This is a genomic window from Candidatus Hoaglandella endobia (assembly GCF_900044015.1).
Taxonomy (GTDB): domain Bacteria; phylum Pseudomonadota; class Gammaproteobacteria; order Enterobacterales; family Enterobacteriaceae; genus Hoaglandella; species Hoaglandella endobia.
On record NZ_LN999835.1, the window covers coordinates 91,785 to 107,663 of the forward strand.

Genomic DNA, 15,879 nt, shown 5'->3' on the forward strand with positions numbered 1-15,879 from the left:
CATCTTAGATTGAACATCTGTTAAGAGCTGGTTATAGCTGGACTGGTCTTGCAGCCTATTAGTTAGGCTAGCAAACTGGTTGCTCCACTCTAAAATTAGGCAATTTAATGTTAATCTAATAACTATAAAAAAGCAAGTTATCTCTGGGATTGGTGCCGAGGACGGGACTTGAACCCGTAAGCCTAATCGGGCACTACCACCTCAAGGTAGCGTGTCTACCAGTTTCACCACCTCGGCACTTTAAGATAGTTCTTCGTGAACAATGTTTATTAAGGGATATGTTTACTTAGTTTTGCTAGGTTTTGCTAGCATTACGTCTGGTGCCTTATTCATATAAGGACTTTGGTTGAGATTATCCCACTGGCTAATCTTTTGACCATGATTACTGCTCAAGTTACCCAACACTAGGCTGAGTATGAAAAACAGCGTTGCCAGCACGGACGTCATACGAGTCATAAAGTTACCAGAACCGCTAGAACCTAATAAGGTGCCAGAAGGGCTAACACCTAACGATGTTCCCGTATCAGCACTTTTATTTTGTTGCAACATGATCAGTACAACTAAACTGACCGCTACTAACAAGAACATAACTAACAGAGCTTGGTACATAATTTTGGGTTATTCCTTGCGGCATCATAATAATCTTCTGATATCAGATCAAATCTAATAACTAAAAGGAATACAAATGCTACCTAAATTGCTCCTTGCAAACAAGGGCATTTTGTAGATAGTGAACCGTTTGGGGCAAAAATTTTCAGCAATGCTAGCTAGCAGACTTGCTCTGTTTTTTCTCCCTCTACCATGATACGTACGAATGAGTGGCTTAGTTACAGACTTAAGCAGTAGCACCCGCCTACACTACACTACTGGATAACTGATGTTCAACTTCGGCGCGTGCTTGTTTCACCGCTACATCCTGATCTCCCATGGTGGGACCGCAGATTAATGCCGTCAGGCTGACAGCCAAAAGTCACTACATATAGCGCCCGGACGCTTCTTAATAAGCTAAGCCAAGTGCCTCTTACGTCATTATCTGTTACTGTATGGTTTTAACATAGTTTTATTAGTATTATTTTTAGTATTCGGCGTACGTGGTTCATCTACCGGTGTTAGCGCTCGCGGCGTGCCTTCGTCTCCATTGTTGCCGGAAACAGTATCGTCCCAATCAGCAGGTGGCCTAACCGCTTGACGACCCATCAAATCTTCTATCTGTGGTGCGTCAATGGTTTCATATTTTATCAATGCATCCTTCATGGCATGTAGGATATCCAGATTTTCCATTAATAGTGTACGGGCGCGGATATAATTACGTTCGATGAGCGACTTTACTTCCTGATCAATGATACGCGCCGTCTCATCGGACATATGCTTCGCTTTGGCCAAAGAACGGCCGAGGAACACTTCGCCCTCTTCCTCAGAATATAAAAGGGGCCCAAGTTTTTCCGAGAAGCCCCATTGGGTTACCATATTACGGGCAATTGAGGTAGCTACTTTAATATCGTTGGATGACCCGGTCGACACTTTAGCTGGACCGTAGATGATTTCTTCAGCCAGGCGACCGCCGTAAAGAGTCGAGATTTGGCTTTCCAACTTCTGTCTACTAGCGCTAATTGCATCTTCTTCTGGTAGAAAAAAAGTTATGCCAAGAGCGCGACCTCGCGGAATAATTGTTGCTTTGTGCACTGGATCGTGTTCCGGCACTAGACGGCCAATTATGGCATGGCCAGCCTCGTGGTAAGCGGTCGACTCCTTTTGCGCTTCTGTCATCACCATGGAGCGGCGTTCTGCACCCATCATAATTTTGTCCTTGGCTTTTTCAAATTCAATCATCGATACTACGTGCTTATTATCACGTGCGGCAAACAGCGCTGCTTCGTTTACCAGATTAGATAAATCGGCACCAGAAAATCCCGGTGTACCTCGGGCGATTACTAATACATTCATATCTGGGGCTAAAGGTACGCGGCGTATGTGCACTTTCAAAATTTGTTCGCGACCACGCACATCTGGCAAGTCAACTATAACCTGTCGGTCAAAACGGCCTGGACGTAGTAGTGCATGGTCCAGCACATCGGGACGGTTAGTTGCTGCAATGACAATAATGCCTTCGTTGCCTTCGAACCCGTCCATTTCTACCAGCATTTGGTTCAGGGTTTGTTCACGCTCGTCATTACCACCGCCAAGGCCTGCGCCACGTTGGCGGCCTACAGCATCGATTTCATCAATGAAAATGATGCAGGGCGCGGCTTTTTTTGCCTGCTCAAACATATCGCGCACGCGCGAGGCGCCCACACCAACGAACATTTCAACAAAATCGGAGCCGGAAATAGTGAAGAATGGTACCTTAGCCTCGCCAGCAATAGCTTTAGCCAATAGTGTCTTACCGGTTCCAGGTGGGCCGATCATTAGTACACCTTTTGGGATCTTACCACCCAATTTCTGGAAACGACTCGGTTCGCGCAGGTAGTCCACTAGTTCACTGACCTCCTCTTTCGCTTCATCACATCCAGCAACATCGGCAAAGGTGGTTTTGATCTGATTTTCTGTCAGCATACGTGCCTTGCTCTTACCAAAAGACATGGCACCTTTCCCACCACCACTCTGCATTTGGCGCATAAAAAAAATCCAGACCCCTATCAGTAACAGCATCGGGAACCAGGATATAAAGATGGAAACTAGTAAGCTGGGTTCCTCCGGCGGCTCTCCTACTACTTTAACGTTTTTAGTTAAAAGAATATCGAGTAGCTTGGGATCGTTGACTGGAATATAGGTGATATAGCGGTTACTATCCTTTCTTGTAACGTTTATCTCACGCCCGTTAATACGCGCTTCTCTTACCTGATTCTGATTCAATTCAGACATAAAAGTAGAATAATCTATTTTACGCCTATTGGACTCGCTGGGCCCGAAGCTTTGGAATACCGACATTAGAACGACTGCGATAACTAACCAAAGAACCAGGTTCTTTGCCATGTCACTCAAAGGATTAACCTCATATTACAACGGTGTTAACAATTAGCGTAGGGTACTTACTATACTTATACTTTGCGCCCTTTCGCCACAAGGTACACTTCGCGGGAACGGGCTCGAGAAGCGTCTGGCTTACGAAGCTTGACATTTGTGAACAGAGAACGTATTATCCGCAGGTATTTGTCAAACCCTTCTCCCTGAAAGACTTTCACTAGAAAACTACCACTCGGTGTCAAAACATCAAGACACATATTAAGTGCCAGTTCTACAAGATACATGGATTTGGGAATATCCACCGCAGGCGTTCCACTCATATTAGGAGCCATATCGGATAAAACTACTTGTACTTTCTGTTCGCCAACCAGCTCAAGGAGTTTTTGAAAGACCATGGGTTCACGAAAATCTCCTTGTAAAAAGTCAACACCAGCCATTGCGTCCATCGGCAAAATATCACAGGCTATGATACGCCCTGTTTTTCCTATCTGCGTGGCGGTATATTGTGCCCAGCCGCCCGGTGCTGCTCCCAAATCTACCACTGTCATGCCTAGTTGAAACAGCTTATCGCTTTGCTGTATTTTAGCAAGTTTAAACCATGCACGGGAACGTAGCCCTTTTTTTTGTGTTTGCTTAACATATGTATCGTTAAAGTGTTCTTGCAGCCAACGGCTAGAGCTTGCAGAACGCTTTTGAGTCGTCATTGTATTTACAACTACCTTTGATAAAGTGCAGAGATAAATAAATTTATCTACTTAAACTCTAATTCTTAAATATCGATTAAATCAGATTTAGCTAATACGCCATGAGATGGCGGCAGAATATGTCTTTTTCAATTCTAAATAAATAAAAAAATAAAATGTCTGGCTTATTCGTTAAAACAAGCGTTATGACGAAATTAAATAGGTGCCTCACGAGGCTTATTAAAATAATAATTGCTGCGAAAGTTAGAAGGTTCATTATTTACCATTAGGCTATTCATAGGTACGCCACATTGATGATTTTGTATTCTACTTCTCCACCCGGAGTTTTGATAACCACTATATCTCCTTCTTCCTTGCCTACGAGCCCACGGGCGATAGGCGAATTGATAGAAATTAGGTTTTGTTTAAAATCGGCTTCATCGTCGCCGACAATACGATAGGTTTGTTTCTTTTCATTTAGTTTTTCGATACAGATCGTCGCACCGAAAATTACTCGACCTCTAGGCATCAATTTGGTCACATCTATTACTTGTGCGTTCGACAATTTTGCTTCAATTTCTTGAATGCGGCCTTCACAAAATCCTTGTTGTTCCTTGGCAGCATAGTATTCTGCATTTTCTTTTAAATCGCCATGTTCGCGGGCTGCAGCGATGGACCGAATAATTTCTGGTCTACGAATGCATTTAAGATATTCAAGTTCTTCTCTTAGTTTTTTAGCCCCGCTGAGGGTCATTGGAATTTGGTTCATAAGTTTACTCTTAAATAAAGTATTATTTACTAAAATAATCAAAGTACTATCTAAAGTTACCGGTGTTAGAGTGGCGCGTAGTTGGTATAAATATTTCACCAAGAGTGTGGATCATCTTTTTGACTGCCAAGTTGAAAATAACACGGGATATCTGCCATTAAGGCGACTACTAGCAAGCAGGCAAGATGGTGATCGTTAATGCGATATAAGTAGTGATGCGCGGCAGGGATAAAACATGTAGCGAGAAGATGAACTATAGTTATGGATACTTTAATTAAAGTGATAATTTTTGATAAACTTATTATCCAGTCTGTCTTACGTAGCCTTAGATTTCCGTTTACTGGAGTTACTCAATATGTTCACTAGCCTAATCCTACATGAACTTCACTTTCACAGCCCGTCCACTAGCGTCATCCTGATTTTTTTAGGATAGGATGCGCAGTTTTAATAAACTTCATCACATCACTGCATAGTGCCTTAACGCCTTTGCGGTTGGCGGCAGAAATAATATAATAATGTCCCTGCCAGTCGAGCTTCTCTACGATCAATTTAGCACGCTTTGCCCCGTCATCTTTGGCATCAAGTAAGTCAACTTTATTGAACACCAGCCAACGCGGTTTAGCAGCCAACTGCGCGTCATACCGTTTTAACTCGGTAATTATAATACTGGCATTGGCTACCGGATCCGAGTTATCAATCGGCGCCAGGTCGATAAGATGCAGCAATATACGGCAACGCTCTAGATGTTTTAAGAAGCGGATCCCTAACCCTGCACCGTCAGCTGCCCCCTTTATCAGACCAGGAATATCGGCGACGACAAAGCTTTGCTCGTTATCCATGCGCACTACGCCAAGACTTGGCACTAAGGTGGTAAAGGGATAATCAGCTACTTTTGGCTTGGCTGCCGACACTGCACGGATGAAAGTAGATTTGCCAGCATTAGGCAGCCCAAGCATTCCTACATCTGCTAACAACATCAGCTCAAGCTGGAGTTCACGGATCTCACCTTTTGTCCCATCGGTTTTCTGCTGAGGAGTACGGTTAATAGAGGATTTAAAACGGATATTGCCCAGCCCATGAAAACCACCTTTAGCCACCATCAGACGTTGCTCATGCCGGGTCATATCACCAATAACTTCGTTAGTAGCTCGATTCAGCACACGGGTCCCGACTGGCACTTTAATAATGATGTCTTTGCCTCGCTTACCGGTACAAGCAGAACTTGTACCGTTTTGGCCGCGCTCTGCGCAAAATTTTTTTTTAAACCGATAATCGATAAGGGTATTTAGATTTTCATCAGCAAGTATCCACACGTCGCCGCCGTCACCGCCGTCGCCGCCGTCAGGACCGCCGTGGGGTATAAATCTTTCCCGGCGGAAACTAACGCAACCATTACCACCGTCTCCCGCTACTACTAAAATAGTAGCTTCATCAATAAACTTCATGCGAACTTTCCGTAAAATAATTCACCTGCTGTGTGGCAGGATCTTTATTAGATCTATTTTAAAATAGATAGTTACTATTGTCGTAGATCTGCTAGCGTATTAGCTTTCAGTTAAGTAAAGATCTTGATCGAATGTAGGCTACTATTACAAAACATAAACAATCTGCCTAGTGCTATTTAGCACCACTTATAAACTACAGAATAAAGTAAAAATTACTACAGGGAGAAGATTTCACTTGTCCATAATAATGCTGACAAATGTACGGTTCTTTGGTCCTTTTACTTGAAACTTGATTTTCCCTTTTATTAAGGCGAATAGAGTATGATCTTTCCCACAGCCTACATTTATTCCTGGATGGAATTTAGTTCCACGCTGACGAATAATAATACTGCCTGCATTGACCGATTCGCCGCCAAAACGTTTAACACCGAGTCGTTTACTTTCGGAATCTCGACCATTACGTGTGGAGCCGCTAGCCTTTTTGTGTGCCATGAATTCACTCTCGCTTTATTGTAAGAGGATGGAACTGCTAATACTAGTAATTTTAATATCAGTGAACCACTGACGGTGGCCCTGATACTTACGGAAGTGCTTACGGCGACGGAATTTTATAATCATTACTTTATCGCCACGACCATGAGCAACGACTTGTGCTGTAATTTTGCAATCTTTAACAAAAGGACTGCCGATCTGGATGTTATTGTCGTTGGCGATCATCATAACCTGATCAAATTCAATCTCTGCCCCTTTTGAGAGGGGCAATTTCTCAAGGCGAATAATTTGACCTTCGATTACCCGATGTTGTTTACCCCCACTTTGGAAAACTGCATACATAATCAACTCCGCTTTCCATAAAACTCAATCTTTTAATAATCTTAAACTTACGTTACTATAGCATAACTAGTAAATTATAAGTAATAAGCTTGTTACAGACAAGTACCAAATACATACAGTAAGCGAAAAAATTAGATAGTAAGGATCACATGAAGGTTTTTGGTTTATTAATCGTTAAGGTTAAGAATCGTTAAGGTTAAGTATGAATCGAGCGATAATCGTAGTAAGTCTAAGAAAACTTAACATGCTTATTGCGTGAAAATACAGGCATAGCTGTTATAGCTATATGCATTAACGGAAGAACTTATGGTTATGCTTATATGCAAAAGCAAGTTATGCCGCTTACTGTAATAATTTTAGACGGCATTTCACTACTATTGGGTTTTAACAGTACGTTGATCGGCATGGGAATGTATGATAGCCATTGTACGAAGAAAAGATTTCTTATGCACCTTAGCCCATCGCTACCAGCTACTAGCTAACCGTAAAATAAAGAATCTTTTTTTATGAACAAATTATGACTTTTCTACTATTCTACTCTTGCAAATCCTAATTTTTACTAAAAATGTGTAATGATCATCTGGCTCATTCTGCTGTGCCCAGATGTAGGCAATGTAGCCATAGCACCTGCATGATGTTACGTTTGTAATGTACTAATAATGTACGTCTTATCTATGTTAAAACCAGCTCAAGATAAAATTATAGTTTCTACATACAATAAAGTCTATTAAATATAATAATATTATATTTTATATAATTACTTTTAGTTAATGGTTAATATTGGATTTAAAAAAAAATGAGAATAGTTAGAAAAAATAGCTTAGAAGAAATTAACGGTACTATCCTTATTCCAGCTGGAAGAGGATTTTTAAAAAAATTATTTGCCTTTTCAGGCCCAGGAGCTCTAGTAGCAGTAGGTTACATGGATCCAGGTAACTGGATCACCTCAATTCAGGGCGGTGCGCTATACAGCTATTTGCTGCTATCGGTTATCTTAATTTCTAGTTTAATTGCAATGCTGCTGCAGGTTATGTGCGCTAAATTAGGCATTGTTACCGGGATGGATCTAGCTCAAGCAACCAAAACCCTAGTTGGTAAACGTACCGCCATAGCACTGTGGATCACTACTGAATTAGCTATTATCGCGACGGAAATAGCTGAAGTTATTGGTAGCGCTATTGCGCTGAACTTACTATTTAAAATTCCGCTGTTACTTGGTGTAAGCATTACAGTACTAGACGTTTTTTTACTACTAGTATTGATGAAATTTGGGATCAGGAAAATAGAAGCTCTTGTATTTACTCTTATTGCTACAATTTTTATCATATTTGCCTATGAAGTAGTGCTAGCCAATCCTAATCTATTGAGTATAGTGCACGCATTTATTCCGCAGAGCGATATTTTCACTGCCCATGTATCTGGCGGCGATTCGGCTTTCTTTATAGCTCTTGGTATTATTGGAGCAACAGTAATGCCACATAATCTTTATTTACATTCCTCTATTGTTCAGTCACGTAAATATGATCGCAGCGATGAACAAGCGGTGAAAGACGCTATTCGCTATGCGACTATCGACTCGAACATACAACTCAGTTTTTCATTTATTATTAATTGCTTATTGCTAATTCTCGGAGCCACACTTTTTTTTGGCAAACACCCCAATGAAATTGGCCGTTTTGCACAGCTCTATGATGTTCTACAAGACCATAATATGGTCGGTGCCATTGCTAGTTCCACCCTTGCCACCTTATTTGCCGTTGCTTTATTGGCCTCTGGTCAGAATGCTACTATTACCGGAACCCTTACAGGACAAATCGTTATGGAAGGTTTCATTAATTTTCATCTCCCATTTTGGCAACGTCGCATGATTACCCGTCTTATAGCTATTATGCCAGTCGTAGCCTGTAGTTATTTTTTGGGGGATAAGGGAGATGTTGTTGAGAAATTGCTGGCCTATACACAGGTTTTTTTAAGTATTGCGCTTCCTATTTCGATGGTGCCGCTATTATACTTAACGTCATCTAGAAAGCGTATGGGTAAATTTGTCAATTGTAGGCCATTTATTATATTGGGCTGGCTTGCTACCGTGATATTAGTCGGCTTAAATATACAGCTTATTATTGAAACTATTCAAATGCTGTTAAGTTGATAATCAAAGTGTCGATTAATAAATCTGATTGATTCAGGTCATAGCATTATCATGAATTTCGAGTGTGTACTTTTTATAGTAACTCCTTCTATTATCGGTGCTTCCATATATTTTTATGGACGACTTACAATCATAATCAACGCCCAACGCGTTGATAGGGATTAGGATCGCCCGGTTTGCGGGTTTTTAGTAATTTAAGTACCCAAGTATATTGTTCCGGATTTGGCCGCACTAACTTTTCAACCTCCTGATTCATACGGCGTGCGATGGTGATATCATCTGCTTGAACCAGCCGATCATTCATCGGCGGCAAAATATGAACATGTAAGAGGCTTGTTTTCCCATTATATACCGGAAATAGCGGGACGACAGTAGCGTGACAAACCTTCATTAAGCGGGCAATAGCAGGTAATGTCGCTTTATAAGTTGCAAAAAAATCGACAAATTCGCTACGTTCAGCACCGTGATCCTGATCTGGTAGATAATAGCCCCAGTAGCCCTGGCGCACTGAACTTATAAACGGTTTTATGCCGTCATTACGGGCGTGCATACGGCCGCCGAATCGGCGGCGTACGCGATTCCACATATAGTCCACCAGTTTGTTACGTTGATTATGGAACATGGCTGCCATCTTTTGACCGCTCGCCGCCATCAGCATTGCCGGCACGTCGACTGCCCAACCATGCGGTACTAAGAAAATGACATTACACCCATCACTACGCAGCCGATCGAGCAGTTCATACCCATGCCAGCGCACGCGTGACTGCACTTTTTTCAGATTACAGCAGGCTAGTTCAGCCATTAAAACGGTGGATTGCGTCATACAGGCAAACATATCATCAATAATCGTTTCACGCTGTACCGCGTCAATTTCTGGTAAGCAATAGGTTAGATTAACGCGAGTGCGAAAACGTGCTTCTTTAGCTATGCGTCCTACTGCCCGCCCAAGCGCACCTAGAATAGGATCGCGCAGTCTTGGTGGAACCAACGTAGCCGCGGCAATAGCGCCGATACCCAGCCAAACGCCCCAATAACGTGGCGCATAAAAGTATTTTTTAAAAATAGGGATAAATTCAGTCTGTCTCTTTTGATTATATTCCATTCTTATCCCTATGCTGAGAAATAAGAAATAAGAAAAACTACGGCTAGCAACATTACATTACATTATTACATTACATTATATTACCTTTTTTATTTTTATGCTTATAGAGAAAAGCAGCAGACACTATGTTAGTTAAGTTGAAGTTGGGGCAGTATTTTTTTGACCTGGGCGATATATTCCATGCGATCGCTGCCGGTCAACTCCTCCGTACGCGGCAGTTTTGTGGTCAGAGGATTAACTGCCTGCTGGTTGATCCATACTTCAAAATGCAAATGCGGACCGCTGGAGCGGCCGGTGTTACCAGATAACGCGATACGATCGCCACGCTTTACTTTCTGACCCTGTTTTACTAGCAGTTTTTTCAGATGCATATAGCGAGTCATGTATTGACAGCCGTGTCGGATAGCCACGTAATTTCCAGCGGCGATATCCCGCTTACTAACTAGTACCCCTCCGTCACCTACCGCCAATACCGGGGTTCCGACCGGTACAGCGAAATCGACGCCACGGTGAGGTGTAATACGCCCAGTAATCGGATTTAGTCGGCGTGGGTTAAAATTAGAAGAAACGCGAAATCTTTTCATTGTAGGAAAACGCATAAAACCGGACACTAGGCCGGACGCATCGCGATTATAAAATTTGCCATCGTCAGCGCGAAAAGCATAATAATCTTTACTACCAGTACGTAAGCGAACCCCTAGCAGCTGGCTCTGTGTGTTTTTTTTGTTGTTTAGTGTTTCCCGTGAGGCCAATACCACAAATTGATCCCCTTTGCGCAGTTTGCGGAAATCTAATTGCCACTGTAACGCTTTAATAACCGTGTTGACATCACTTCTGGTTAAACCGGCTGCACGAGCACTGGTAACAAAACTGCCGTTGATCTTGCCTGTAAAGATGGTGTTACGCCATTCTCCAGTTAGATTTGTGATACTTTCTTGAAAGCCGTCTTCTATGCGGTCATAGGTTCTAGTTTCACGGCTAGAGATATTCCAAGTCAGGCGCTGCAAATCACCATCAGCGGTTTTTCTCCAGGAGAGGGACTGACCTATCTTCAGATTACGCAGTGTGGGATAAGACTGCGCTAGTACGGTGATATCGTCAATACCAATGCCATCTTGGGTCAGAAGGCTAATTAAGGTATCGCCAGTTGAAACTAAATATTCATGTACGCCAGCTGCTTCACCTGCTATCAGCTCATTTAATTTATTTTTCGTTAAATCGGCGTCAATATCAGGCGGTTTTTCCAAATTTTTGTTGGTCTCAGCGATCAGCTTGCTTAGGTGATAGTCTTCCAACGGAATGACGCTATTGGCTGGTGGTGCTACCACAGTGGCGCAAACGTACGGTCGCCAAAAGGCGACCGCTAAGGTTACTACTATGGTAAGCGACCCCAGTATGAAAAACTGGGATCGCGGTAAATGATTAAACGCTAGAGCGAAGGTGCTGGCTATTAACTGCACTAATAACTATCCTAAAGCAGGTCACAGTTTGCTTCACTAACTGTGTGCTGAGTTTTGTAGTATAAGAACTGGTGTAAGAACTTAATTTTGGCTGTTTTTTAGTAAAGATCTCATGCCATAGCATAATAGTACTTATTAAAAGTCTTGTATATGTCTTGCGAAAGACGCAATATTTTCTCTCATGCAGAGAGTATTGTAACGATCTTTTTGTCAAGATACTTACTCTGTTATCATTCAATGGTATTTTTATAATAGAATGACTCGTGGAATCTACGCTCTCTTCTGCTTGATTGGTTATTAAGCAAAATCTTCGGGGGGGATAGTAAAGTTACCAACGTGATGAGCGGCTCTTCTGGTTACCGTTCTCCGTTTAGAGGCGGCTAATTGGTGGAGGCTGCTTTTTTTGCAGTGCATATAACTGTCTGATCTTTAAATATCAGACCAGGTTATATTTATAACTAATTCCTGCTCGTACTAAAAAAAATAATTTATCGATCTATTATATTTAAAATCTAAATATAATAGATAAATTTATCCTTATACTAATAGATAAATTTATCCTTAACCAACCTTTTAGGAGCCATTTTTAGAATAAATATAACTTTATATAAAGCTCTCGCTCTAGCAACAATATAATCAAGCTTTAGTTTAGACGCTCTTTGATACGTGCTAATTTACCGGTACGTTTACGTAGGTAATACAGTTTAGCTTGACGTACGGCACCAAAGCGTTTTACGGTGATGCGATCAATACTCGGAGAGTATGTTTGAAACACTCGCTCAATACCTTCTCCATTAGAAATTTTTCGAACAGTAAATGCAGAATACAGACCGCGGTTACGAATAGCGATAACCACGCCATCAAATGACTGCAGCCGTTTTTTGCTGCCTTCAACAATCCATACCTTAACTTCTACCGAGTCACCAGGGCGGAAAGGCGGTACGTCCTGCTGCTTTATCTGTTCTTGTTCAATTTGTTTAAGAATGTTGCTCATAATTGATTATCTTACCTTACCCTAGCTAAACTTACAGTTTTAGTTAGCGAGCCAATTGGCCGAATTATGTTTAATTATCTTGCTGCATAAACTGATAGTCCCGCTGGAATTCTATAAGCAAAGTTGCTTGCTCGTTAGTCAGAACTATTTTTTCTAGAAATTCTGGTCTTCGTAGCCAGGTACGGCCTAAAGCCTGTTTCAGGCGCCAGCGACGAATCTCTGCATGATTTCCCGATAACAATACTGATGGTACCTTTATGCCAGCTAGCATCTCAGGGCGGGTATAATGAGGAAAATCCAGCAAACCCTCAGTAAATGAATCTTCAGCTGCGGAAGCAGTATGTCCCAGCACACCAGGAATCAATCTAGAAACAGAATCAATTAGTACCATTGCTGCTAATTCGCCGCCGCTAAGCACATAATCACCCACTGACCATTCCTCATTAATTTCGGTGAGGATTAAACGCTCATCAATACCTTCGTAACGACCACAAACTAGAATCATATTCTGATTGGCTGTGAGCCCTCTCACACCTTGCTGATCAAGCTTACGGCCCTGAGGAGAGAGATAGATCACTTTTGCCTCTTCTCCTGCCTGATTTTTCGCCTCGTGAATCGCATCTAGTAAGGGTTGTCCCATCATCAGCATGCCTGGTCCTCCGCCGTATGGACGATCGTCTACTGTATGATGTCTACTATGGGTAAATTCACGTGGGCTCCAGCAACGTAAGTTCAGTAGACCATTTTTTACGGCTCGGCCAGTTACCCCATAATCGGTTATAGCGCGGAACATATCGGGAAACAGGCTTATGACACCAATCCACATCAACTCATATCCTCAGTATCGCTATCGTCAATAGCTGGCTTTAAAAGCTAGGATCCCAGTCAACTTTAATGATACGTACCGCAATATCGACGTGTTTAATCACCTGTCCTTCAAGAAACGGGATCAATCGTTCCTGTATGCAGAAAGCATCTTTTTTTAAGTTCGCTTTTACTACCAGTACATCATTAGAGCCGGTTTCTATCATATTGATTACTTGACCTAGCTGATAACCACTGACGGTGACAACCTGGCAGCCCAGGAGATCCTTCCAGTAGTATTCACCGCTGTTGAGATCCGGTAATTGCGAGGCGTCTATGAAGATTTCGCAATTTATTAGCAACATTGCAGCTTCACGATCCTTTACATCCCTTAGTTTGATGATCAGGTTGTGATTGTGGCGCTTCCAGTTGTCAAGTAAGAGTGGCTTCCACTCCCTCGCCCTTTTGATGAACCAGGGATGATAAGCAAAAATGCTTTCAGCTACTTGTTCTGTTGCTGAGAATACTCTAAGCCAACCATGAATGCCATACGCCGAGCCAATTTTGCCTACAACTACTGGCTCAACAAGTATTAATTTACTAATTTTTTTTACTCATTATTTAACTAGTAAGAGCTACTATGACGCCGTTCTTTTTGCGTCTTTGATAAGCACACAGACTCTCTCAGAAACCTTTGCTCCCTGGCCAACCCAATGTGCTATACGATCTAGATTTAAATGCAACCTTTCAGCCTGACCGGTCGCGATCGGGTTAAAAAATCCAATACGCTCAATAAAGCGACCATCTCGCGCATTGCGACTATCGGTCACGACGATTTGATAAAACGGACGTTTTTTAGCACCACCAAGTGCCAACCGAATTTTTACCATAACATCCTCTTGAATTAATAAAATCACCTGGTCTCGTAGGGGATCAAGGGACCAGGCCAGGCTTGTAATTTTATAGTTATTGTATCCAAATAACTAAACTCTTACTCATTTCGGAATAAAAAGCAATTAATATTTAACTACCGAGAACTCCAGGCGGCATCATGTCTTTTATACTACGCATCATTTTTGCCATGCCGCTCTTTTTAATTTTATTGATCATGCGCTGCATATCGTAAAATTGTTTCAATAGCCGGTTGACGTCATGCACTTGCATACCAGAACCAGCGGCAATACGGCGTTTACGCGATCCTTTAATAATTTCAGGATTACCGCGCTCTTTGGCGGTCATTGAACTAATAATAGCCTCCATGCGCATTAGGACTTTATCGTCCATCTGCGAGATATGATCTGGCAACTGACTGATGCCAGGTAGTTTACTTATTATGCTAGCCATACCGCCCATATTACGCATTTGTTTTAATTGTTCCAGGAAGTCTGTAAGGTCAAAAACATCGCCTTTTTTTAGCTTACTGGCCAGCTTGTTCGCCTGTGTAAGATTAACTTTGCTTTCGATCTCTTCAATAAGAGACAGCACATCGCCCATGCCGAGGATACGCCCTGCTAAGCGATCAGGATAAAATGGCTCCAGAGCATCGGTTTGCTCGCCGACGCCCATGAATTTTATCGGTTTTCCGGTGATATAACGAATGGACAGCGCCGCTCCGCCTCGCGCATCGCCGTCAATTTTGGTCAGGATTACCCCAGTGAGTGGCAGAGCCTGATTAAAGGCTTTGGCTATATTAGTGGCATCCTGACCAGTCATCGAGTCCACAACAAACAGGCATTCAACAGGTTTAATAGTAGAGTGAATGGCTTTAATTTCTGCCATCATTTTTTCATCTACATGCAGACGACCGGCGGTGTCAACTACTAGTACGTCATAGAACTTAAGTCGGGCTTGGTTTAATGCCTGAATTACGATATCAAGCGGTTTTTGACTAACATCGGAAGCAAAAAAATCTATGCCTACGGTTTCTGACAGTGTTTTAAGCTGCTTGATAGCAGCCGGCCGATAAATGTCGGCAGAAACCACGAGAACTTTTTTCTTTTGTTTTTCGCGCAGAAGTTTTCCTAACTTAACTACGCTTGTGGTTTTACCAGCTCCTTGTAGGCCCACCATCAGCACTACCGCTGGCGGCGGCACCGCTAAATTCAGAGCATGGTTTTCATCTCCCATGATATTTACTAGCTCGGTATGTACTAACTTGACAAACTCCTGTCCCGGAGTCAGGCTTTTATTGATCTCGTGACCGAGCGCGCGTTCTTTTACTCGGTTAATAAATTCCTGCACCACCGGCAATGCTGTGTCTGCTTCTAGCAGTGCCATACGAACTTCACGCAGAGTATTTTTGATATTATCATCAGTCAGACGACCGCTGCCTCTAATATTGCGTAAAGTGCACGATAATCGATTGGATAAATTTTTAAACATGGTATTTACTCAATAGTTTTGAGATGCCTTCACCGTTCAGATGAGCAAGAATAAAGAACATCAATTTATGCGAGTAGTATAGGTAACGATAAAATCGGTACAACATTGATATTATTCTACTTTATTTAAACACTATTTTTGCAAATAGTTAGCCATAATTAGCTCAAATATGCCGATACCATGCTCTTGATTAATTGCTTGAGAAAAAGCGCAGAAATCGCATACCTACTATTGAGCGCTTTAGCAAAGCGTCGTAGATCTTTTCTTGCTCCTCAGCAAGAGCCAGAGGAAAC

General features: G+C 42.2%; 15 protein-coding genes, 1 tRNA gene and 1 pseudogene. 2 read left to right on the forward strand and 15 right to left on the reverse strand.

Going from position 1 to position 15,879, the window contains the following annotated elements; genetic code table 11:
• Positions 1-150: 150 nt before the first annotated feature.
• The 8 genes and pseudogenes from A4A70_RS00450 to rplU form a co-directional block, all read right to left on the reverse strand.
• Positions 151-237 (reverse strand) — tRNA-Leu (locus A4A70_RS00450).
• A 45-nt stretch (positions 238-282) separates the two neighbouring features.
• Positions 283-609 (reverse strand): preprotein translocase subunit SecG, encoded by a 327-nt coding sequence (secG, locus tag A4A70_RS00455; protein WP_067567438.1) that lies wholly within the window; start codon positions 607-609, stop codon positions 283-285.
• A gap of 420 nt (positions 610-1,029) precedes the next feature.
• Positions 1,030-2,973, reverse strand: coding sequence for an ATP-dependent zinc metalloprotease FtsH (ftsH, locus tag A4A70_RS00460; RefSeq protein WP_067567443.1), 1,944 nt, complete (start codon positions 2,971-2,973; stop codon positions 1,030-1,032).
• Between the two features lie 65 nt (positions 2,974-3,038).
• Positions 3,039-3,668: a 23S rRNA (uridine(2552)-2'-O)-methyltransferase RlmE gene (gene rlmE / locus A4A70_RS00465; protein WP_067567446.1), complete on the reverse strand. Its 630-nt coding sequence runs from the start codon at positions 3,666-3,668 to the stop codon at positions 3,039-3,041.
• A gap of 274 nt (positions 3,669-3,942) precedes the next feature.
• Positions 3,943-4,416 carry a transcription elongation factor GreA gene (greA, locus tag A4A70_RS00470; protein ID WP_067568243.1) on the reverse strand — a complete coding sequence of 158 codons (474 nt, stop codon included), beginning with the start codon at positions 4,414-4,416 and terminating at the stop codon, positions 3,943-3,945.
• Positions 4,417-4,859: 443 nt separating this feature from the next.
• Positions 4,860-5,861 (reverse strand): annotated as a pseudogene (gene cgtA / locus A4A70_RS00475) (Obg family GTPase CgtA); the annotation flags it as partial.
• 231 nt (positions 5,862-6,092) lie between these two features.
• Positions 6,093-6,353, reverse strand: coding sequence for a 50S ribosomal protein L27 (gene rpmA, locus A4A70_RS00480; RefSeq protein WP_067567449.1), 261 nt, complete (start codon positions 6,351-6,353; stop codon positions 6,093-6,095).
• 15 nt (positions 6,354-6,368) lie between these two features.
• Positions 6,369-6,695, reverse strand: a complete 327-nt coding sequence (gene rplU / locus A4A70_RS00485) for a 50S ribosomal protein L21 (protein WP_067567452.1) — start codon at positions 6,693-6,695, stop codon at positions 6,369-6,371.
• Between the two features lie 320 nt (positions 6,696-7,015).
• Here rplU and A4A70_RS02915 point away from each other — a divergent pair, with 320 nt between their 5' ends.
• Positions 7,016-7,177 carry a hypothetical protein gene (locus A4A70_RS02915; protein ID WP_158648189.1) on the forward strand — a complete coding sequence of 54 codons (162 nt, stop codon included), beginning with the start codon at positions 7,016-7,018 and terminating at the stop codon, positions 7,175-7,177.
• Positions 7,178-7,491: 314 nt separating this feature from the next.
• Complete coding sequence (locus A4A70_RS00490; protein ID WP_067567455.1) at positions 7,492-8,844, forward strand: Nramp family divalent metal transporter; 1,353 nt, start codon at positions 7,492-7,494, stop codon at positions 8,842-8,844.
• A 136-nt stretch (positions 8,845-8,980) separates the two neighbouring features.
• Here the strand turns inward: A4A70_RS00490 and lpxM are convergent, their stop codons facing one another.
• From lpxM to ffh, 7 genes are all read right to left on the reverse strand, one after another.
• Entirely contained in the window at positions 8,981-9,946 is a 966-nt protein-coding gene (lpxM, locus tag A4A70_RS00495) for a lauroyl-Kdo(2)-lipid IV(A) myristoyltransferase (protein WP_067567458.1), read from the reverse strand.
• Between the two features lie 128 nt (positions 9,947-10,074).
• Positions 10,075-11,406 carry a murein DD-endopeptidase MepM gene (gene mepM / locus A4A70_RS00500; RefSeq protein ID WP_067567461.1) on the reverse strand — a complete coding sequence of 444 codons (1,332 nt, stop codon included), beginning with the start codon at positions 11,404-11,406 and terminating at the stop codon, positions 10,075-10,077.
• 643 nt (positions 11,407-12,049) lie between these two features.
• On the reverse strand, positions 12,050-12,400 hold the full coding sequence (gene rplS, locus A4A70_RS00505) for a 50S ribosomal protein L19 (protein ID WP_067567464.1): 351 nt from the start codon (positions 12,398-12,400) through the stop codon (positions 12,050-12,052).
• A 70-nt stretch (positions 12,401-12,470) separates the two neighbouring features.
• On the reverse strand, positions 12,471-13,226 hold the full coding sequence (gene trmD / locus A4A70_RS00510) for a tRNA (guanosine(37)-N1)-methyltransferase TrmD (RefSeq protein ID WP_067567467.1): 756 nt from the start codon (positions 13,224-13,226) through the stop codon (positions 12,471-12,473).
• A gap of 40 nt (positions 13,227-13,266) precedes the next feature.
• Positions 13,267-13,809 carry a ribosome maturation factor RimM gene (rimM, locus tag A4A70_RS00515; protein WP_067567469.1) on the reverse strand — a complete coding sequence of 181 codons (543 nt, stop codon included), beginning with the start codon at positions 13,807-13,809 and terminating at the stop codon, positions 13,267-13,269.
• Positions 13,810-13,842: 33 nt separating this feature from the next.
• Positions 13,843-14,094: a 30S ribosomal protein S16 gene (gene rpsP / locus A4A70_RS00520; protein WP_067567473.1), complete on the reverse strand. Its 252-nt coding sequence runs from the start codon at positions 14,092-14,094 to the stop codon at positions 13,843-13,845.
• Positions 14,095-14,227: 133 nt separating this feature from the next.
• Positions 14,228-15,586 (reverse strand): signal recognition particle protein, encoded by a 1,359-nt coding sequence (gene ffh / locus A4A70_RS00525; protein ID WP_067567476.1) that lies wholly within the window; start codon positions 15,584-15,586, stop codon positions 14,228-14,230.
• Positions 15,587-15,879: the final 293 nt, after the last annotated feature.

Coding starts and splice junctions, on each gene's coding strand:
- secG (WP_067567438.1), bottom strand. CDS start 609: ATGTACCAAGCTCTGTTAGTTATGTTCTTGTTAGTAGCGGTCAGTTTA.
- ftsH (WP_067567443.1), bottom strand. CDS start 2,973: ATGGCAAAGAACCTGGTTCTTTGGTTAGTTATCGCAGTCGTTCTAATG.
- rlmE (WP_067567446.1), bottom strand. CDS start 3,668: ATGACGACTCAAAAGCGTTCTGCAAGCTCTAGCCGTTGGCTGCAAGAA.
- greA (WP_067568243.1), bottom strand. CDS start 4,416: ATGAACCAAATTCCAATGACCCTCAGCGGGGCTAAAAAACTAAGAGAA.
- rpmA (WP_067567449.1), bottom strand. CDS start 6,353: ATGGCACACAAAAAGGCTAGCGGCTCCACACGTAATGGTCGAGATTCC.
- rplU (WP_067567452.1), bottom strand. CDS start 6,695: ATGTATGCAGTTTTCCAAAGTGGGGGTAAACAACATCGGGTAATCGAA.
- A4A70_RS02915 (WP_158648189.1), top strand. CDS start 7,016: ATGCAAAAGCAAGTTATGCCGCTTACTGTAATAATTTTAGACGGCATT.
- A4A70_RS00490 (WP_067567455.1), top strand. CDS start 7,492: ATGAGAATAGTTAGAAAAAATAGCTTAGAAGAAATTAACGGTACTATC.
- lpxM (WP_067567458.1), bottom strand. CDS start 9,946: ATGGAATATAATCAAAAGAGACAGACTGAATTTATCCCTATTTTTAAA.
- rplS (WP_067567464.1), bottom strand. CDS start 12,400: ATGAGCAACATTCTTAAACAAATTGAACAAGAACAGATAAAGCAGCAG.
- trmD (WP_067567467.1), bottom strand. CDS start 13,226: ATGTGGATTGGTGTCATAAGCCTGTTTCCCGATATGTTCCGCGCTATA.
- rpsP (WP_067567473.1), bottom strand. CDS start 14,094: ATGGTAAAAATTCGGTTGGCACTTGGTGGTGCTAAAAAACGTCCGTTT.
- ffh (WP_067567476.1), bottom strand. CDS start 15,586: ATGTTTAAAAATTTATCCAATCGATTATCGTGCACTTTACGCAATATT.